At 57.6% G+C, this 18,327-nt stretch carries 13 protein-coding genes and 2 pseudogenes; 10 read left to right on the top strand and 5 right to left on the bottom strand.

The annotated features are described in order from the left end of the window. Window positions 1-175 precede the first annotated feature (175 nt). From ACVW1C_RS29095 to ACVW1C_RS29110, 4 genes are all read right to left on the bottom strand, one after another. Complete coding sequence (locus ACVW1C_RS29095) at window positions 176-1,207, bottom strand: NAD(P)-dependent oxidoreductase (RefSeq protein ID WP_456761264.1); 1,032 nt, start codon at window positions 1,205-1,207, stop codon at window positions 176-178. 176 nt (window positions 1,208-1,383) lie between these two features. Further along, window positions 1,384-2,184 carry a maleate cis-trans isomerase family protein gene (locus ACVW1C_RS29100; RefSeq protein ID WP_456761265.1) on the bottom strand — a complete coding sequence of 267 codons (801 nt, stop codon included), beginning with the start codon at window positions 2,182-2,184 and terminating at the stop codon, window positions 1,384-1,386. Window positions 2,185-2,271: 87 nt separating this feature from the next. After that, entirely contained in the window at window positions 2,272-3,297 is a 1,026-nt protein-coding gene (locus ACVW1C_RS29105; protein WP_456761266.1) for an NAD(P)-dependent oxidoreductase, read from the bottom strand. A 685-nt stretch (window positions 3,298-3,982) separates the two neighbouring features. Then, window positions 3,983-4,351, bottom strand: coding sequence for a hypothetical protein (locus ACVW1C_RS29110; RefSeq protein ID WP_456761267.1), 369 nt, complete (start codon window positions 4,349-4,351; stop codon window positions 3,983-3,985). Between the two features lie 441 nt (window positions 4,352-4,792). Here ACVW1C_RS29110 and ACVW1C_RS29115 point away from each other — a divergent pair, with 441 nt between their 5' ends. The 9 genes from ACVW1C_RS29115 (at window position 4,793) to ACVW1C_RS29155 (ending at window position 16,922) form a co-directional block, all read left to right on the top strand. Then, window positions 4,793-5,992 carry a cytochrome P450 gene (locus tag ACVW1C_RS29115; protein ID WP_456761268.1) on the top strand — a complete coding sequence of 400 codons (1,200 nt, stop codon included), beginning with the start codon at window positions 4,793-4,795 and terminating at the stop codon, window positions 5,990-5,992. 13 nt (window positions 5,993-6,005) lie between these two features. Beyond that, window positions 6,006-6,326, top strand: a complete 321-nt coding sequence (locus ACVW1C_RS29120; protein ID WP_456761269.1) for a 2Fe-2S iron-sulfur cluster-binding protein — start codon at window positions 6,006-6,008, stop codon at window positions 6,324-6,326. A gap of 404 nt (window positions 6,327-6,730) precedes the next feature. Further along, window positions 6,731-7,567 (top strand): alpha/beta hydrolase family protein, encoded by an 837-nt coding sequence (locus ACVW1C_RS29125; protein ID WP_456761270.1) that lies wholly within the window; start codon window positions 6,731-6,733, stop codon window positions 7,565-7,567. 376 nt (window positions 7,568-7,943) lie between these two features. After that, the gene (locus ACVW1C_RS29130; protein ID WP_456761271.1) at window positions 7,944-9,134 is read left to right on the top strand and encodes a M24 family metallopeptidase; all 1,191 of its coding nucleotides are present in this window, start codon (window positions 7,944-7,946) and stop codon (window positions 9,132-9,134) included. Between the two features lie 379 nt (window positions 9,135-9,513). Next, complete coding sequence (locus ACVW1C_RS29135; protein WP_456761272.1) at window positions 9,514-11,184, top strand: thiamine pyrophosphate-binding protein; 1,671 nt, start codon at window positions 9,514-9,516, stop codon at window positions 11,182-11,184. Continuing rightward, window positions 11,181-13,277, top strand: coding sequence for a hydantoinase/oxoprolinase family protein (locus tag ACVW1C_RS29140; protein WP_456761273.1), 2,097 nt, complete (start codon window positions 11,181-11,183; stop codon window positions 13,275-13,277). The genes ACVW1C_RS29135 and ACVW1C_RS29140 overlap by 4 nt, the downstream gene beginning before the upstream one ends. After that, window positions 13,274-14,893 (top strand): hydantoinase B/oxoprolinase family protein, encoded by a 1,620-nt coding sequence (locus ACVW1C_RS29145; RefSeq protein WP_456761274.1) that lies wholly within the window; start codon window positions 13,274-13,276, stop codon window positions 14,891-14,893. Before ACVW1C_RS29140 ends, ACVW1C_RS29145 begins: the two co-directional genes overlap by 4 nt. Beyond that, entirely contained in the window at window positions 14,890-16,110 is a 1,221-nt protein-coding gene (locus ACVW1C_RS29150; RefSeq protein ID WP_456761275.1) for a pyridoxal phosphate-dependent aminotransferase, read from the top strand. The genes ACVW1C_RS29145 and ACVW1C_RS29150 overlap by 4 nt, the downstream gene beginning before the upstream one ends. Next, on the top strand, window positions 16,107-16,922 hold the full coding sequence (locus tag ACVW1C_RS29155; protein ID WP_456761276.1) for an NAD-dependent epimerase/dehydratase family protein: 816 nt from the start codon (window positions 16,107-16,109) through the stop codon (window positions 16,920-16,922). The genes ACVW1C_RS29150 and ACVW1C_RS29155 overlap by 4 nt, the downstream gene beginning before the upstream one ends. Before the next feature lie 335 nt (window positions 16,923-17,257). Here ACVW1C_RS29155 and ACVW1C_RS29160 read toward each other — a convergent pair. Next, window positions 17,258-17,976, bottom strand: a pseudogene (locus tag ACVW1C_RS29160) (IS630 family transposase); the annotation flags it as partial. Between the two features lie 91 nt (window positions 17,977-18,067). Here ACVW1C_RS29160 and ACVW1C_RS29165 point away from each other — a divergent pair. Continuing rightward, a pseudogene (locus ACVW1C_RS29165) lies at window positions 18,068-18,325 on the top strand (transposase); the annotation flags it as partial. Between the last annotated feature and the right edge of the window lie 2 nt (window positions 18,326-18,327).

Genomic DNA, 18,327 nt, shown 5'->3' on the forward strand with positions numbered 1-18,327 from the left:
CGACCCGCAAAGAAGTCGATCCTCCGGACCGAGCAAGCGAACTCCCGGTTCGACACGGGCCGTGACAGTTGGTCCCCCACGAACTGCAGCCCCCTGACCAGGGCCTCAGACACCGTAACCAGTCCGTGTTGACGCCATGGCGCCGCCGCTAGGTGGCGCCATACCACAGAGACACTTACCGCGGGGCGTAGTCTGAATCGAGGCTAATCTCGTTCGTGAGCGGCATTCCGTTGGCGAACTCGACGAGGTTCTGGACTCCTTGCTCGAGATACCGTTGCAGAGCACCTTCCGCCTCCAAACTCGCCCCTTCGAGCGTGCAGACAACGTTCGGCAGACCGTGAATGTGAAAGCGTGGCATCCAAAAATGATTGAACTGTTCTCCAATCCTATATTGCGGCCAGGCATCAGCCGCATATCCGCGCAGACGCCCGGAAGTAAGCGCTTCATACAAAGGCTTTTCTTGAACCAGATCTCCACGAGAGATATTCACAAGAAAGGCCGACGTCTTCATGGCTTCGATCTCAGGCTTTCCAAAAAAGTGGTGGGTGTCCTTCGTAAGCGGCGCGGTCAACACAACGTAGTCACATTTGGGTAGTACCGAGTGTAGTTCGTCCATTCCATGCATCGAATCCACATGTTCCACCGATTGGTGCTTGTTGCGACGTACACCCAGAACATGCATGTCGAACGCCTTGGCATGCCGGGCGATCCGTGCGCCGATGTTGCCGACGCCTATCACTCCCATCGTACGATGTTCCAGCATGGCATTCTGGGACTCAAGCGGGGCGTCAAAACCGTTCACCGGCTTCCGGCTTGCCAACGCTAACTGGTGCCTACCCAATGTCCTTTTCGCGAGAGCCAGAACGAACATCATTGCGTCCTCTGCGAGGGCGGCGCTGTTGGGGTCGTCCAAGTTTGCTACCCTGACTCCACGCTGTTTTAAAGCCGCCAAATTGAGGTCGTCACAGTCAGTGTGCATCCACGAGAGGAGTTGAAGTTTCTTGGCTGTCTTCAGAATGCCCCTCGGAAGAACCCAACCTAGAAACATGTCTGCATCGACCGCATCACGCTCAACATCAGCCAACCTGCACTCAAAGCGAGAAAGATAGTCACCCGATGGCGCAACAACCTCCGTGCCAGCCGGCAGCGCACGCTTGACACCGGCAAGCTCATCATTTGTCGCATGCCACAAACACAAGACCTTCATCGCAATATCACCTCGTAACTGAAGTTTACCACCTTAGCGTGTGAAATCTGTAGCTCGACATTCCGTTTCGAAAAAGCGCAGGTTCTTTTCAAGATTTGTTCGATGTAACGGATAACTGGCCCGAGGCAGAGCAAGCCGCCGCATCCCTTGCAGTCTCTTTGGGCCTCCGGCGGAGCCTACACTTTCAGGAATAACGACCCGAACCCCGTGATCTTGTCGTGACAACCGGCGAGACGTAGGGCGTGCCAACAGAGAGCCTGGTTTGATGAGATAACGGGCTTACCCAGTTTCACTTCGGCACGACCCAGAATCTCTAGGGCCCGCATCCCCGTGCATGACACGAAGACCGCCTGCACCTGCGGCATGCTTCCTGCGTCCATAACCGCACGTTCAATTGACTCCGGCGTGATGAATTGCACGTCTAGGATGGCGTCCCCCCCGTCGTTGTGAAATCTGCACGCCACCGGCACCTCGTAGCCGGCAGCGTCCAAATGTGCGACCATCATGTCAGACACTGCCTGAGGATAGGGCGAAACCAACGCTACTGACTCGCATTTCAACGCCGCAAGCGCAGCCAATGCCGCCTTTAGCGGATCTGTGACTTGCGCGCTGGGAAGCACCGTTCTGATTGCCTCTGCAATGCGCGCGTGACCCGACACCATAGCGCCGGCAGTACAGCCGTAAGCCACGACGTCCGGAGGCCGCACACTATTAATCATGGCAGCGGCGGTAGCGATGCTACCCTCCCGTTGAATAAAGTGATCAGCCGTGGCCCGTTGCTCACCAACACGCTCGGATGGCTGCCTGCTCTCGTAAACCGCTACTCCGGGAATCGCGTGATGAATCATGTGCAATTCAGCTGGAAGCGTCTGATCACCGGAAATAATCACGTATCCAATGCTTGCGCGCGTGCCGAACCCGTCATCCGTCCTATACGAGCTGGTGATGTTGCGGGATTTAACAGCGGTAGCTGTCATCGTCTCCTCCATTTGTTTCGGCAAAATAAGGTTAGTGACACAGTCCGTTCGTCTGCAGCCACCCCAACCGAAAGCGTTCGATTGAGACTACGACCCCAGTTTAAAGCTAACCTCGTTCGTGAGCGGCATTCCGTTGGCGAACTCGACGAGGTTCTGAATCCCTTGCTGGAGAACCCGTTGCAGGGCACCTTCTGCCTCAGAGATCCCTCCCGCGAGCGCGCAGAGAACGTTCGGCAGGTTGTAAATCTCTAGGCGCGGCATCCACGGCGGAATCGGCCACTGCTCCCCAGGCGTATAGTGCGGCCAGACATCAGCCGCATATCCGCGCAGACGTCCGGAGGTAAGCGCCTCATACAAAGGCTTTTCTTGAACCAGGTTGCCACGAGAGCAATTCACGAGAAAGGCCGACGTCTTCATGGCTTTGATCTCGGCCTTCCCGAAAAACTGGTAGGTCTCCTCGGTAAGCGGCGCAGCCAATACCACGAAGTCACACCTGGAAAGCACCGAGTGTAGTTCGTCCATTCCATGCATCGAATCCACATGTTCCACCGATTGGTGCTTGTTGCGACGCACACCCAGAATACGCATATTGAAGCCCTTCGCATGCCGCGCAATCCGGGCACCGATGTTCCCGACGCCTATCACGCCCATCGTACGACCATCCAACATGGTATTTTGGGATTCAGGCGGGGAGTCGAAACCATTCACCGGCTTCCGTCCTGCCAAGGCCAACTGATGCCTAACCAATGTCCGTTTCGCGAGAGCTAGAACGAACATCATGGCCTCCTCTGACATACTGCTGCCGGTGGACTCATTCAGGTGCGCCACCCTCACTCCACGCTGCTTCAAAGCCGCCAAATCAAGGTCGTCACACCCGGCATGTATCCACGAGAGGAACTGAAGCTTATCTGCGATTTTCAGAATGCCCCTCGGAAGAACCCAACCTAGAAACATGTCTGCATCGCGCGCGTGACGCTCAACATCAGGCAACCTGCACTCAAAACGACAAGAATAGTCACCCGATGGCGCAACAACCTCCGTGCCAGCCGGCAGCGCGTCTGTCACGGAGGCAAGCTCATCATCTGTCGCATGCCACAAACACAAAACCTTCATCGCAACCTCAAAACTAAGCTTCGGCGAAGATGAACAAAGAGGAACTCAAGTCATATCGAGGTCCTTATCGATCACAGCGACCGCGCGTAAAGCCCCATACGTTAAGGTTCGGCCTGTCGCGCACTCTTTAGATCCACTTTTTTGCAGTGGCGGAAAAGGAGCGGAGAGAGTCTTGCGGCCAGAGCGGGCACCGTTTTACTAAATTATACTATGTATATAACGCATGTCAACCTGTACATGAAGTCCTATTCCCGGCTCTAAGGTAAGCCACCGACGTTTCCGCTATCGCGCCCGGACTTGAATGCAACTCAGGCAGGTCAAGTTGATATCTCAAAGCACTAAGGCTGCTCCTGCTTCGATCTCTTCGTGCCTTTAGCAACTGTCGCCCAACTTGATCCTGCGGGTCCGGAATCGGCCGTCTCGCGCGTTTCGCTTTTCGGGAGGGCTTCGGGGCGAAGATGGTTAGTTGCCTGTGTAGCGACTTGCCGCCTTCGAAGGGTTTGGAGGAGTTAATGGCGAAGAGTATTTCTTGGGTGGCGGCCGCGAGTTTGGTGAGGCGCGGCGCAGGCAGCTGATCTTCCCGTAAGGTGTGCATTCCAGGGATGGTGATCAGGTGTTCCAGGCGATGGTGATCACGGATTCTAGTGATCGCTATCAGGCGCGGAGCCGGACACGGCTGACAAGTTTATGTGATGCTGGAAATGGCCTCGTGGTCAAGGTTGGCGATTGGTTTTGAGATCCGTCCCAGCGGTTCATGGGAGCGCCAAGTTCGCGGCGCGGAGTGCCCCAAATCGAGCTCCTCGAACAGGTCGCGCCGGCTTCGTCCCCAGCTCCGGAGAGGTCGATCGTTCAGCTCGACAAGGAGCGCGTAAATTGCCTCGTTGAGGGCGGCGAGCGAGAAGAAGCGGCGGTTGCGCAGGCGCGCCAGAATCCATCGCCCGACGATCTGGACCCCGACTTCGACCTTGGCCTTGTCGCGCGGACGATACGGCCGCGCCGGCACAATGGCGGTGCGGTAATGGCGGGCGAGATCGGCATAGGTCCGGTTCACCATCGGCTCGTGAAAGCAGGCTCGGGTGATGCCAGCCTTCAGACTATCGCTCACCGTCTGCCGCTTCGTGCCTCCAAAATAGGTAAAGCCGAACGTGTGGGGGGGGGGGGGGGCGTCCAGTCCGGCGGGCTCTGGGTGACGCTGGTTGCGGCGTAGGTGTAGTTCGAGGCGCCGAGCACGGTCACTCTCGCAGCTACCGTCTTATGGACGCGATAAATGTCCGCGCCACCTAGCGTTCGCTTCGCGACAGGCGCCGGGCCAGACGGGCCGTCACCAAGTCCGCGGGCTTCGAAGATGTCGTTGACGTTCGATCGTATGAGGCGTATACTCAGTATATCTAATGCTGCGGCGCTACAGTTGCCGCGCTGCCCATCGTCGGGTTTCAAATTGAAAGGATAGCACTTGAACAGTCCTCAAGTATCTCCGGACTCCCCGCAATGGTCCATGCTCTCACTTGCGGATGAGGATCCCTTTCCGGCTTACGAAGAGTTGCGAAAGCGTGGTGAGGTCGTTTGGGATCCCGGAATGAATTGCTGGCTCGCATTGAGCTACAACGTATGCAAGACGATTGAAACAGATGAGGCGACTTATCGAATCCTGCGGGTCGATGCGCCTCCGTTGACGTTCGAGATTTTTGGCGACATTCCTGAAAATCCCGTCCAGATTGCTTCCGTCGTTGGCGACGAGCACGCGCGCTTGCGGCGATTCTATATGAAATTCTTGGGCCCGGCGCTCATGCCGCAGTATCGAGCGGAGCACGTTTTACCAGTCATAGATCATCTGATCGATCGCTTCGCGGAAAGAGGTGGCGCGGAGCTTGCATCCGAGCTCGCCTTCGAAGTGTCGAACCTGGTCATGGGTTCACTCTTTGGGCTTAGTTGGAAGGATGAAGCGCTCATGGCTGAAATGTCCAGATGGCACGATGACCTCTCTGCCTGTGCTGGCAGGGGGTACGTCGATGAGGAAATGAATCGGAGAGGAAAGCTCGCGTCTGCCGGACTGAACAAGGCTCTCCGCCCCCTCGTGGCTGAGCGAAGGGAGAAGCGCGGGACTGATTTCATTAGTCAGATGTGGACCTATGCGCAGGAGGAGTATGGCCGAGACATCAGTGAAGACCATATTCTTGCCTTTGTGAGGGAATTGGAGGTCGGCGCGGCCGAAACGACGTCGAATGCGATCGCCAATGCAATCTACTTGTTCCTGTCCGACCCCGCCATGCATGAAGCGGTGTTGGAGGATCAGGAAGCCACGCTTAACCTATTTGTGGAAGAGAGTCTGCGGCTCTTGGGATCGACGCAGTGGCGGTTCCGAAAGGCGAATCGGGATGTCACCATAGGTGGTGCGAGTATCAAGAAAGACGACCTCATCTGCTCCCTGCATGCAGCTGCGAATCGCGATCCAGAGCATTACGGCTCGTGTCCGCACATGGTGAGCTTAGAAAGGAAGCCGCCGACCGACCACCTGGTCTTCAACGTTGGGTCTCGCATCTGCTTGGGCATGCACTTTGCGAGACTCCTGATACGTGAAACGTTGAAGGCGTTAATCATGCGTTTCCCGGACCTGCGTCTGGATCAAAGCAAGGAGCCCCCGAGATTCCGCCATTTCTCACACCGCTCGTTCGCGCCGTTGCATGTGAAATTCTAAGGAATTCGAACTAATGAGATTGATAGTACATGACCAATTGGGCGAGACAGTCGAACTGAAGGATGTCTCAGCACCAACACTAATGATCGCAATTCGAGATGCAGGCCTTGATCTGACGGCCCAGTGCGGTGGATGTGCATCGTGCGGAACTTGCCATGTATATGTTGACGACTCTTGGGCGGCAAAGCTCAAGCCAAGAAGTGAAACCGAAGACGCGATGCTGGACGTAGTGGAAGGCCGCCAAGAGAGTTCCCGGCTTTCTTGCCAGATTGAGCTAACAAGAGAGCTGGACGGTCTAACCGTGACGCTGGCGCCTGGCTGCGGTTTTGCCTGACGTAGCGCAGGCGGAGAGATGCGCCAGCGACTACGTGTCATCGGAGGGGCGTACGCGGCCTGTGAAGCCGCGTCGTCTGCACGGCGAAATGGGTACAGCGAAGACATTCTCATTGTGAGTGAACAGCGGGACTCCCACACCAGTGAGGGCATTTTGAACGGCTCCCACACGTGAGGCCAAGCCCCTCATGACAGCGGCCTTCTTCCGCGAAGAAGTTTGCGTTTACTCGAAACTGTCAATAGGTCTCACGACCACTTGGCTGCACGGAAGTTCCTGGTTTCCGACAAGGTCACAAAGCGACAACTGCAGAACGTCGACTTTTATACGTCCGTTCTTTCGAAAGCGCTCCCAGTACAAGCTTGCTGATCGCTAGTACTGCCATTCACCGAAGCCGCAGAATGCATATGGAATTGATTGAAGAATACTCCGCTGAAGGTGTCCTGAACGGTGTTCCCGCCCCGACGCAGACCCAGTGCCAGGCCCGTGGGAACGGCGTTTGGGTTGAGGTCGACGGAAAGGCCGAGTGCTTATGTTACTGGTCTGCAGGAGTAACGGAAGCAACACTTAGTGCGGTTTTCTTTATTCATGGCGATCGCCTATGGGACGGAAAGGTCGTGGGGTATGGCGATAACAATTCATCGGTTCAGAGAGAGAGCGCTGCCAGAGCCGCGGAATCTATTGGCATGCCGCTCGTCAAAATTGCGCGTCCTGGGCTTTACGGATCCTCTGGCTCACACTTAGCAAGCAGACAAATGCGGGAATTGCAGCTTGTCGCAGCTGCGGCGCGGGAAATTATCAAGCGATACAACATCAGGCGATACGGATTTGCAGGGCAGTCCGGCGGCGGTAGTGTGGCAGCGTACCTCATGACCCAATTTCCGGATGCTGAGTGCTTTGCCTTTACGGCGGCTTGCCTTTCACTACAGAAGACAAGCGGGTATGACTATGGAGCGCATGGCATCTACGATCCAATCGCCCACATATCCGAAGTTGAACCTAAATCCCATCGCCGGCTGTTCATCATCGGCGACGAGCAGGACAAGTGGGCTCAGTTCTCCAATCTTGTTGAATTCTTTGAAGCTGCAGAGCAAGCCGGCCACGACGTCACCTTAGTCCGATGCAAAGCACTGAGGAATCACGCCCTAGATGCAACTGGGCAAGAGGCAGTTGCTTGGGCGTTACAGGGAATCTCTAGTTCAGAGATCGCGCGTCGAATCGTAGTCCGAGGGATCAACAACTAGCTCCGATGCGATGAGGAAAATAGCAATGTCGATAGAGTCGGGCGTCTTCGCAGCTGTCGTTATATCGTGAATCTTTCGAACGGTTCGATATTCGGACACCAGGACGGCGCTGCACGATGAGATTTCGTATTGCGTCAGCCGGTGGGCTGCGGCGACAACTGCAGGTTGCGAGGGCGCGGCGACGTTACCGTTTGGGCTCACTTACGATGTATCAGTTGGCTCTTTTGCCTCGAAGGAGACGAAGCTGCTCATCTGTCGTCATGGCGCCAACTGGCGAGTTTATAGACCAAGGACAGTGGAACGCGTCGCTTTCGCTCTTGTGTCGTTCTATATTTGGAATATACTATGTATATAAACATTCGCGGTAGAGGGCGCAATGAATAAGGTTTTCAAGGCTTCTCCAAAAATCACGGCTTCGGAGCGCGCTGAGCGTATCCGGCGCTTGAAAGGCGCCATGGCCGAGAAGTCGATCGATCTATTTCTGGTGACGGGCAGGACCAACTTCGAGTATTTCGGCGGCTACGAGACCTTCGTCTGGATATCGAGCGCCCGGCCGATGGCATTGCTGGTGCCAAAGGACGGGGACAAGGCATATTTCATCGTCTCCAGGCTCGAGGTAGTGCCGATCAAGATGTCGGAAGGCGTGCCCAGCGCGGCGGAAACCATTTCCTATCACGGGCTTCTGCCGGAATTCATCGAATGTGCTCTCGGCGCATTGAAGAGCCGTGATCCGAAGCGCATCGCGTTCGATTTTGGCGAGGAGAGCTTCGGTTTCGGCTCACTCAATCTCATCGATAGCATCCGTCGCGAGTTGCCCCGGGCCGAGTTGGTCGAAGGTGCCGACGCGATCTGGAGTATCAGGATGATCAAGTCTCCCACGGAGATCGAGCAGAAAAGAGCGGCCTGTGCCGTGGCGACAGACGCGCTTCACGAAGCGTTCAAGGAGCTCCGCATCGGAATGACTGAGACGGAGTTCTACCGCCTCATCTGCGCTAAGGCCTATCAAAAGGGTGCGGACGGCATATCGTTCCTGTCGGTCAAGTTCGGCCGGGATGAGCTACCTACGCATCTGCCGGCCAGAGATATTCCGCTCGCGCCCGACGACTTCATCTACGTGGACATCGGTGTTATGAAGAACGGCTCGGTTACAGACCTTGCTCGTGTGGCAAAGGCCGGGAAGGCTACTGCGGAAGAGCAGGCGACCTACCAGGCTGTGCGCAAGATGACCCAAGATATCCTGCTTTCTTACCGTCCCGGCATGACGACGGGCGAGGCCTACGAATCTTATAAGGATATCTGCGCAAGGTCGCCGTTGGGTGTGCCAACGTCGATGCTGGCGTGGACGGCGCGTGTGGGCCATGGCTCGGGATATGACCCGACCGAACCGCCCTCGATTCTATCCAATGGCAAGGACGTGCTCCGCGAGGGGATGATCATCCATGCTGAGCCGCTATACAAGGTGAACGGCGGGTTCTACATGACCGAGGAGCTGGGAGTAATTACCGCGACCGGGCTGGAGATCCTCACCGACGTTGCGCCAGAGCGGCTTCCCGAGGTGGCAATTTAGCGCGATGCAAGTAAGCGGAAGTGAACGCTAAGAGTTGCATTGGCTCCCCCTTGATCTTGGTAGGGTGGGGCGGTCGATGAGGCCTACCGAGCCTTCCCGCAAGGGTCGAATTGCGCAGCGCGACAGCATGCTATCAGCCGGCAGAAGGCCGCACAGAGCGTTCGCCCCAGGTGTTTTGCGTAGAGCTACCTTCGGTAGTTGGCTCGCCGCGCCCCTGCGGAGGGCGTGGGGGTCGCTGCCATTCGGGTGGCGCATGAGTGTCGCTGATCTGCGGTGACCTCTACCAGCGAAGTGAATTGTGGTCTGCCGATCCTACTAGTTGGGTCGCCGATCAGTGGTAAATCGGCCGCGGACGGCGGCAGATCCGAGGTTCTCAGACATGACCCGAACTGGCGGCCATCTTCTTGTCGACTGCCTTCTCGCCTTGGGGGCGACGAAGGCATTCGGAGTACCCGGCGAAAGCTATCTCGCTGTTCTGGACGCGCTTCACGATACGATCGGCAGACTCGACTATGTACTCTGCCGTAACGAGGGCGGCGCAGCTTTCATGGCATCGGCCTATGGCAAGCTCACTGGCTCGCCTGGCATCTGTTTCGTGACCCGCGGACCGGGTGCCTCCAATGCCAGCATCGGCATCCATACGGCGATGCAGGACAGTTCCCCATTGATCCTGTTCGTAGGGCAGGTTGGCACCAATATGAAAGGTCGCGAGGCCTTTCAGGAGATCGACTATCGCGCCATGTTCGGTTCGATCGCAAAATGGGCGGTCGAGATTGACGACGTGGACCGGCTGCCCGAAATTATCGCGCGTGCATGGAGTACCGCCCTGATCGGCCGGCCCGGTCCGGTAGTGGTAGCGCTTCCGGAAGACACGCTGACCACCGTCACCTCCGCTGCGCCGCTCACCGGTTTCGCAGAAGCGTCGGAACCCGCGCCTACTGCTGATGCAATCGCATCGGTTGGCGCGCTACTGGCTTCAGCAAAACGTCCACTTCTCCTGATTGGCGGGACCAACTGGACAGACAAGGGGCGCTTCGCGCTTCAGTCCTTTGCTGAGGCATCCGACATCCCCGTTATGGCGGCATTCAGGTATCAAGATCAGTTCGACAATCATTCCTCATCGTTTGTCGGCGAGGCTGGTGTTGGAATGGCACCTCACGTCAAGAAGCTTATTCTTGAGAGCGACCTGATCCTCGCCATCAACGTCCGATTCGGTGAAATGACAACGGATGGCTACTCGCTGCTCGATGTGCCGCAGCCCCGCCAAAAACTTGTCCACGTTCACACGTCTGATCGGGAAATAGGAAAGATCTACGTTCCGGCGATCGGAATTCATGCTGGGCCGAACGCTTTCGCGGACGCTCTCCAGGTCGTGAATGGAAAGTGGTCGGAATGGCGTGCGAACGCCAGGCTGGCATATGAGCGGACCTTCGAAGCGCCGGAGCAGCCAAGTCCAGTCGATATGGTCAAGGTCAGTGCGTGGTTGCGGCAGAGGCTGCCTGCCGACGTGGTCCTGACGAATGGCGCTGGCAATTTTACCGTATGGCCGAACAAGTTCTTCAAGTTCGGTCCTGCGGCGCGGCTGCTCGCGCCGCAATCTGGCGCCATGGGGTATGGCTTGCCTGCCGCCATTGCGGCGAAAGTCGCCTGTCCAAGACGCACGGTCGTTTGCTTTGCCGGTGACGGCGATTTCCAGATGAACTGTCAGGAACTCGGTACTGCGATGCAGGCAGGGGCACAGCCGATCGTGCTGATTCTGAACAACGGAATCTACGGAACGATCCGCGCGCATCAGGAACGCAACTATCCGGCACGGGTCTTGGGCACGACCATCAATAATCCGGATTTTGTTGCTTTGGCGCGAGCCTATGGCTTCCATGCCGAACGTGTCGCAGCCACGAAGGACTTCGCAGCGGCATTCGAGCGCGCGCTGGCATCGCCGACAGGCGCCGTTCTCGACCTTGCAGTTTCGCATGAAGCTCTTACGCCCCGTCAAACCCTCTCCCAAATGCGCGATGCTGCACTCGCCTCGCGGAAGGTGAAATCATGAGCAATCGAGAGGAAGATATTCGGCTGGGCGCGGACATCGGCGGTACTTTCACCGACCTTGCGCTTGATGTGCGGGGCAAGATCTTTTCGGCCAAGGTGTTGACCAACTATTCCGCGCCTGAGCAGGCTATTCTGGATGGCCTCGCCGTCGTTGTTCGGGATGCAGGAGTTTCGGTGGCGGATATCAGGCTCATCGTCCACGGAACGACGCTTGCGACCAATGCGCTGATCGAACGGAGAGGTGCAAAAACCGCACTAGTAACAACAGATGGCTTTCGGGACGTAATCGAGATGCGGACCGAAAGCCGGTTCGAGCAGTATGACCTCAATCTGCAACTGCCGCCGCCCTTGGTCCCTCGCGAAGATCGTTTCGTGGTCAAGGGTCGTATAGGTGCGGAGGGGCAGCAGCTTCAAGCGCTGGACGAACAGGCACTGGAGGACATAGGAGACATCATCGCAGCGCGCGGCTACGGAGCGATCGCCATCGGCTTCATCCACTCCTATGCCAACCCGGTACATGAGCGGCGGGCTCGGGAGATCCTCAGCAAAAAGGTCAGCGTGCCCATTTCCATCAGCGCGGAAGTGTCACCGCAAATGCGTGAATTTGAGCGCTTCAATACTGTCTGCGCCAATGCCTACGTTCGACCTCAGATGGCTGATTATCTGGCCCGCTTGCAGCACCGCCTAAAGCAGATGGGGGCCGACTGCCCGGTCTTCATGATCCATTCTGGTGGCGGGCTGATATCGGTCGAAACAGCCTCCGAGTTCCCGGTGCGACTCGTCGAATCCGGACCGGCGGGCGGGGCGATCTTTGCTGCTGACATTGCCAGCCGATTTGGCCTGGAGAAGGTCGTTTCCTACGACATGGGCGGAACAACGGCCAAGATCTGCCTCATCGAGAACTATGCACCGCGCACAGCGCGAACCTTTGAAGTCGCGCGAACATACCGCTTCTGCAAGGGGTCCGGTATGCCGATCTCGATCCCTGTAATCGAAATGATCGAAATTGGGGCGGGCGGCGGCTCCATCGCCTGGGTTGACGCAATGAGACGCATCCAGACGGGACCGGAGAGCGCCGGGTCGGAGCCCGGCCCTGCCTGCTATGGCCGTGGCGGCGAGCGGCCGGCCATCACCGATGCGGATCTGATCCTCGGCAAGTTGGATCCCGACAATTTTGCGGGCGGCGCAATCAGGCTCGATACATCTGCCGCGGAGCGAGCGGTCATCCGCGATGTTGGCGAGCGACTTTCGCTGGAAGTTATGGCCACGGCATTCGGCATTTGCGAGGTCGTCGACGAGAATATGGCGAATGCCGCTCGGGTGCATGCCATCGAGAATGGCAAAAATATATCCGACAACGTGATGATAGCCTTCGGCGGCGCCGCACCTCTTCACGCCGCGAGGTTGTGCGAGAAACTAGGCATCGATCGGTGTATCGTTCCACAGGGTGCCGGTGTCGGCTCCGCGATTGGGTTCCTCAAGGCTCCCTTCGCTTACGAAGCGGTAGCGTCGCGACTGGCGCGGCTGTCGCATTTCGATGTTGCCGAAGTCAATTCGCTGCTCGCACAGCTCAGGGTTTCGGCAGAAGGCTTCGTTCGCACCGGTGCAAACGCTAGGATCATCGTCGAAATTACCGCTTTCATGCGCTATGCCGGACAAGGCTGGGAGATCCCGGTATCCCTGCCAGATGAGCTCTTCGGCGATGATGCTGTCGGAAAGCTCGAGTCCCTGTTTCGCGCCAGTTACCAGCGGTTCTTCGGCCGTGCCATTGACGGGTTGGATGGCCTGGACATTGAAGTGGTGACTTGGTCGGTCAAGGCTACCGATGATCGGCCGCTCGCGGCGCGTCACCCATTGACGACGGGTGATCGCGTTATTCAGCCTACCGCGATCCGGCCGGTATTCGATCCCGCAGCTGGCGCGACACAAGACTATGTCATTGTCGCGCGTGACGCGCTCAACGCTGGCGACAGAGTGGTCGGGCCGGCAGTGATCACCGAACGCGAGACATCTACCGTCGTTACGAGGGCCTTCGATGCCGTCCGGCAAAGCGACGGGGCAATTCTCCTGATCCGCAAAGGCAGCCCGGCATGAGCGACATTGGCGAAATCCGCATGCAGGTCATGTGGAACCGGTTGATCTCTGTCGTCGAGGAGCAGGCACTTACATTGCTTCGCACGGCGTTCTCGACGTCAGTGCGCGAGGCCGGCGACCTTTCGGCGGGCGTCTTCGATCCACGCGGAGAGATGCTTGCACAAGCCGTCACAGGGACACCCGGCCACGTCAACACAATGGCCGAAGCTGTGTTGCACTTCATCAACGAGATTCCCCGTGATGAGATGTTCGAAGGCGACACCTATGTCACCAATGATCCGTGGAAGGGGACGGGCCATCTGCACGACATCACTATGGTGTCGCCGTCATTCCTAGACGGCGAACTTGTTGCGTTCTTCGCGTGCACTGCCCATGTGGTCGATATTGGAGGCCGCGGTTTCGGGGCCGATGCCAAATCTGTTTATGAGGAAGGCATACAGATCCCGATCATGAAGTTCGCGGAGAGAGGCAAGGTCAATACCGACCTGGTGCGCCTGCTTCGAACCAACGTGCGCGAGCCGAACCAGGTTGTCGGTGATTTCTATTCACTGGCAGCTTGCAACGAGGTTGGTCATCAGCGGCTAATTGCCATGATGAAAGAGATTGGCCTGCAGTCTCTGGACGTGCTGGGCGAGTTCATCTTCTCGCGCACGAGAGTTGCCATGCGTGAGCGTCTTGAGGCACTCCCGAAGGGAAGCTGGTCAAACGAGCTCATGACTGACGGCTACGATAGTCCGATCAAGCTCGCCACTACCGTCTCCATTCGCAACAATCATCTTACAGTCGATTTCGCAGGCACGGATCCGATAAGCTCCTGGGGCATCAATTGCCCCATCATCTACAGCAAGGCTTATGCCTGCTATGCTCTGAAGTGCGTGGTCGCGCCGGACATCCCCAACAATTCGGCCTCACTGGCCTTCTTCACGGTGGAGTCTCCGGTCAACATCCTGAACGCTATTCGTCCGGCCCCGGTGGCACTCCGGCATATCTTGGGACACATGGTTCCCGACCTTGTGCTCGGGGCACTTGCAAATGCAATACCTGGCCAGATCCTTGCGGAAGGGGCGGCCGCTCTTTGGAACATTCACATCTCGGTCCGGCCCGTGGCCGGCCAGCAAGGAAGGCGCGCAGAGGTGCTGATGTTCAATTCGGGCGGCATGGGAGCACGCCCGGGTTCGGATGGGCTGTCGGCAACTGCCTTTCCGTCCGGCGTCCATACCATGCCGATCGAGGCGACCGAGCATACAGGGCCCATCATCGTGTGGCGCAAGGAGTTGCGCCCGAATTCGGGCGGAGACGGCCAGTTCAGGGGTGGACTGGGGCAGCTCATCGAGATCGCTGCCATCGACGGCCATGAGTTTGACTTTTCCGCCATGTTTGACCGGGTCAACCATCCCGCAAAGGGCCGCAACGGCGGCAAGCACGGCGTGGCCGGCGCAGTGATGCTGGATGACGGCACGAAAATGCGGCCGAAAGGCTGGCAGCACGTGGCGGCTGGCCGCAGACTTATTCTCGAGCTTCCGGGGGGCGGGGGCTACGGTGATCCGGCTAAGCGCGATCCCGATGCCTCTGCGCGAGATCGCTCTAAAGGCTATGCTCTCGAGAATGGCAAATGAGATACATTTCCTCACGACTTTCCGCGGTTAAACCGTCTCGCTCAATGGCTGCTTCGCAGGCAGCAAAGGCCTTGCGAGCCAAGGGTATAGATGTCATCGACCTGGGATTAGGCGAACCCGATTTTCCGACGCCAATCCATATCATAGAGGCTGCCTACAAGGCGGCCCTCGCGGGCGAAACGCTCTACACAGCAGCTGCTGGTACGCCCGCCTTACGCGAGGCCGTTGCAGAGAAATTCCGGCGCGAAAATGGGCTGAGCTACGGTCCCGACGACATTGTGGTCGGCAACGGCGCCAAGCAGGTCATTTTCAACGCGCTGATGGCCACATTGGAGCAGGATGACGAGGCTGTGCTGCCCGCTCCGTATTTCGTTTCCTACCCCGAGATGGTGAAGCTGCTGGGCGGTGTGCCGGTGATTGCCGAATGCTCAGCAGAGGCTGGATTTCGATTGACGCCAGATGTCCTCGAGGCGGCCATCACCAATCGTACGAAATGGCTTTTTCTCAATCTGCCGGGCAACCCTTCGGGCGCCGTGTATTCGAGGGAAGAACTGCAAGCGCTTGGCGCGGTCCTAGCGCGGCATCCGCAGGTCCTGATCCTTTCCGATGAAATTTACGAGCACATTCTGTTCGATGGTCGAAAGTTTGTGTCGTTTGGGGAAGCTTGCCCCGAACTGAAGGACCGCACCCTGATCGTGAACGGCGTCGCTAAGGCATATGCAATGACCGGTTGGCGCGTCGGATACGCGGCCGGCCCGTCTCTCTTGGTGAAAGCGATGAATACAGTGCAGAGCCAATCCTGCACGTCTGTCGCAGCTCCGATGCAAGCGGCAGCGCTCGCCGCGCTCACAGGGCCGCAGCATTGCGTGGCCGAATTTCGCGTAGCCTTTGAACGCCGGCGAAATCTCGTCGTGTCAGCTATCGCCGGAATCCCCGGGCTCTCCCTCGTGCCGCCGAAAGGCGCATTTTATGCGTATATCGGCTGCGCCGGCCTGATCAATAAACGCACGCCGAAGGGCGATGTACTGTTGGATGACACTGCTGTATCGAACTATCTGCTCGCCGAGGGGCATGTGAGTTCGGTGCCCGGCTCGGCGTACGGCCTGTCTCCCTTTTTCCGTATCTCGACGGCAACGTCCGACGAGATCCTAACCGAAGCTGTGGCCCGCATCGCCAACGCTGTGGGCACGCTGCATCCCTCCGAGGCCACCACATGAGTCCGCGTTTTGACACGATCCTGATCACCGGCGGGGCCGGCCGACTTGGAACGCAATTGCGCAGGGGTCTGGCACCACTGGCGCGCCGCGTGCGCGTTTCAGACAGGGTAGAGATCAAGGATATCCAGCCGAATGAAGAGGTTGTAATTTGCGACCTCTCGGATTTCGATGCGGTCCTGAAACTGACTGAAGGTGTCGACGCTATCGTCCATTTTGGAGGCGCTCCCCTTGAGACGAGCTGGCAGTCTATCCTCGATTCCAGTATCCGCGGCAGCTACCACATCTACGAGGGGGCAAGGCGCAACGGGGTCAAGCGCATTGTCTACGCGTCCTCGGTCCACGCGATCGGCTATCATAAAATCGAGGATCAGATCGACGCCGATGCGCCGCATCGGCCTGATAGTCTCTATGGCGTATCAAAATGCTTTGTGGAGGATCTCTCGCGACTGTATTGGGACAAATTCGGTATCGAGACGGTCTGCTGCCGAATATTTTCGTCGTTCGACAAGTTTACGGACCGCAGAATGCTGTGGTCGATGCTAACATTTGGCGATTGTGTTCGCCTTGTTGAAGCGAGCCTGACCGCTCCGCGGGTGGCACATTCGATTATCTTCGGCATTTCCAACAATCGACACCGCATGATCGATAATCAGCTGGCCGGCCATATCGGATTCCATCCTCAGGACAGCACTGAGGAGTTTCGTGCGGAGGTGGAGGAGCGATTGCCTGCTACTGGTCCGGACGAGCCGGCCGTGCGTTTTCTGGGGGGGTGGTTCGTTGATCTCGGCCATCCTGACGACCGGAACGAATAGGATGATGCTCGCTTATCGAGCCTGCCGAGCAGCTCAATGTTGCGCAATGAAAAATTCTGTTGCGACACCTAGTCTTACTGCGTCATAAATTTCGATAGCCACTTTGACTTGAGATTGCCCTGATGCAACAAGGGCATCGAGATAGTGTGACGACGAGCGCAGCGCTCAATCTTCGTCGGACGGTCGCAATCGAATTCGGAACGTGCCGTTCAGGCCGCAATGGCGGATCCCCTCGGCCGATAGGTTGCGGGAATAGCAGCTTCCTTGAAGATTTTGGTGGAGGCTGCTTCTGAGGGGGGAATCGTCTCTCGCTCGGAAACTAGAGCGTTTTCCGATCACGTTGCGTCGTAACCAGCCGCGACGAGATAATTTTGACATTCCTCGGGTGAGAAGCGTTTGAGAGCGTTGGCGATTGCTTGCCAGAGATCGAGCATGGTGCGCGCTGCGGCGGCCCGCAACAGCGCTTTCAGTTTGGAGAAGGCCATTTCAATCGGGTTGAAGTCTGGACTGTAGGGCGGAAGATAGAGCAGGCTAGCTCCGACCGCCTGGATGGCCTCTCGAACGCCATGGACCTTGTGAGCGGGCAAGTTGTCCATGATAACGGTATCGCCCGGCCGCAGCGATGGGGCGAGCAATTGCTCGACGTAGGCCAGGAAAGCGTCGCCATCCATTGGACCGTCCAGAACAAGCGGCGCGATCAGACCGTCGGAGCGCAATCCAGCGGTGAATGTCGTCGTCTTCCAATGTCCGTGTGGGATAGCTGCACGACATCGCTCGCCGCGTGGCGAGCGCCCGTAACGCCGCGCCATTTTGGTGTTGGCGCTGGTTTCGTCGATGAAGACGAGACGCTCAGGGTCAAGGTCGATTTGCCCTTCGAACCACTCCTCACGTGCGGCATTTATATCGCCGCGCCGTTGCTCGGCGGCGTGCGCTGTCTTTTTTTAAGTGTGATCTTTCTGCGCTGGAAAAAACGCCAGAGCGACGCGATGCCAGTCGATATTCCACGACGTTTCAACAGTTCTCGCAACTCGGCAAGCGTGATATCCGGCCTCGCTGTCAGAGCCGGCTCCGTAAATCTGAACAGGGCGATAAGTGGAGTTTCTGCCTGACGGCGGGCAAGATTGTCCCGCGAATCAGGAGAGACGATGACGAAACGCGCACGCCGGAACCACACACCGGCTTTCAAGGCGAAGATGGCGCTGGCCGCTGTCAAGGGCGACCGAACGATAGCTCAACTGGCCGAGCACTTTGACGTTCACCCCAATCAGATTACGGCATGGAAAGCCCAGCTGGAGGGTGGAGCTTCCGGAGTTTTTGGACCTGGCAGCGCCGCGCCCGCCGTGCCTGCGATCGACGTGAAGTCGCTGCACGCTAAGATCGGAGAACTGACGCTGGAGAACGATTC

The organism is Bradyrhizobium sp. USDA 4011 (assembly GCF_054063415.1).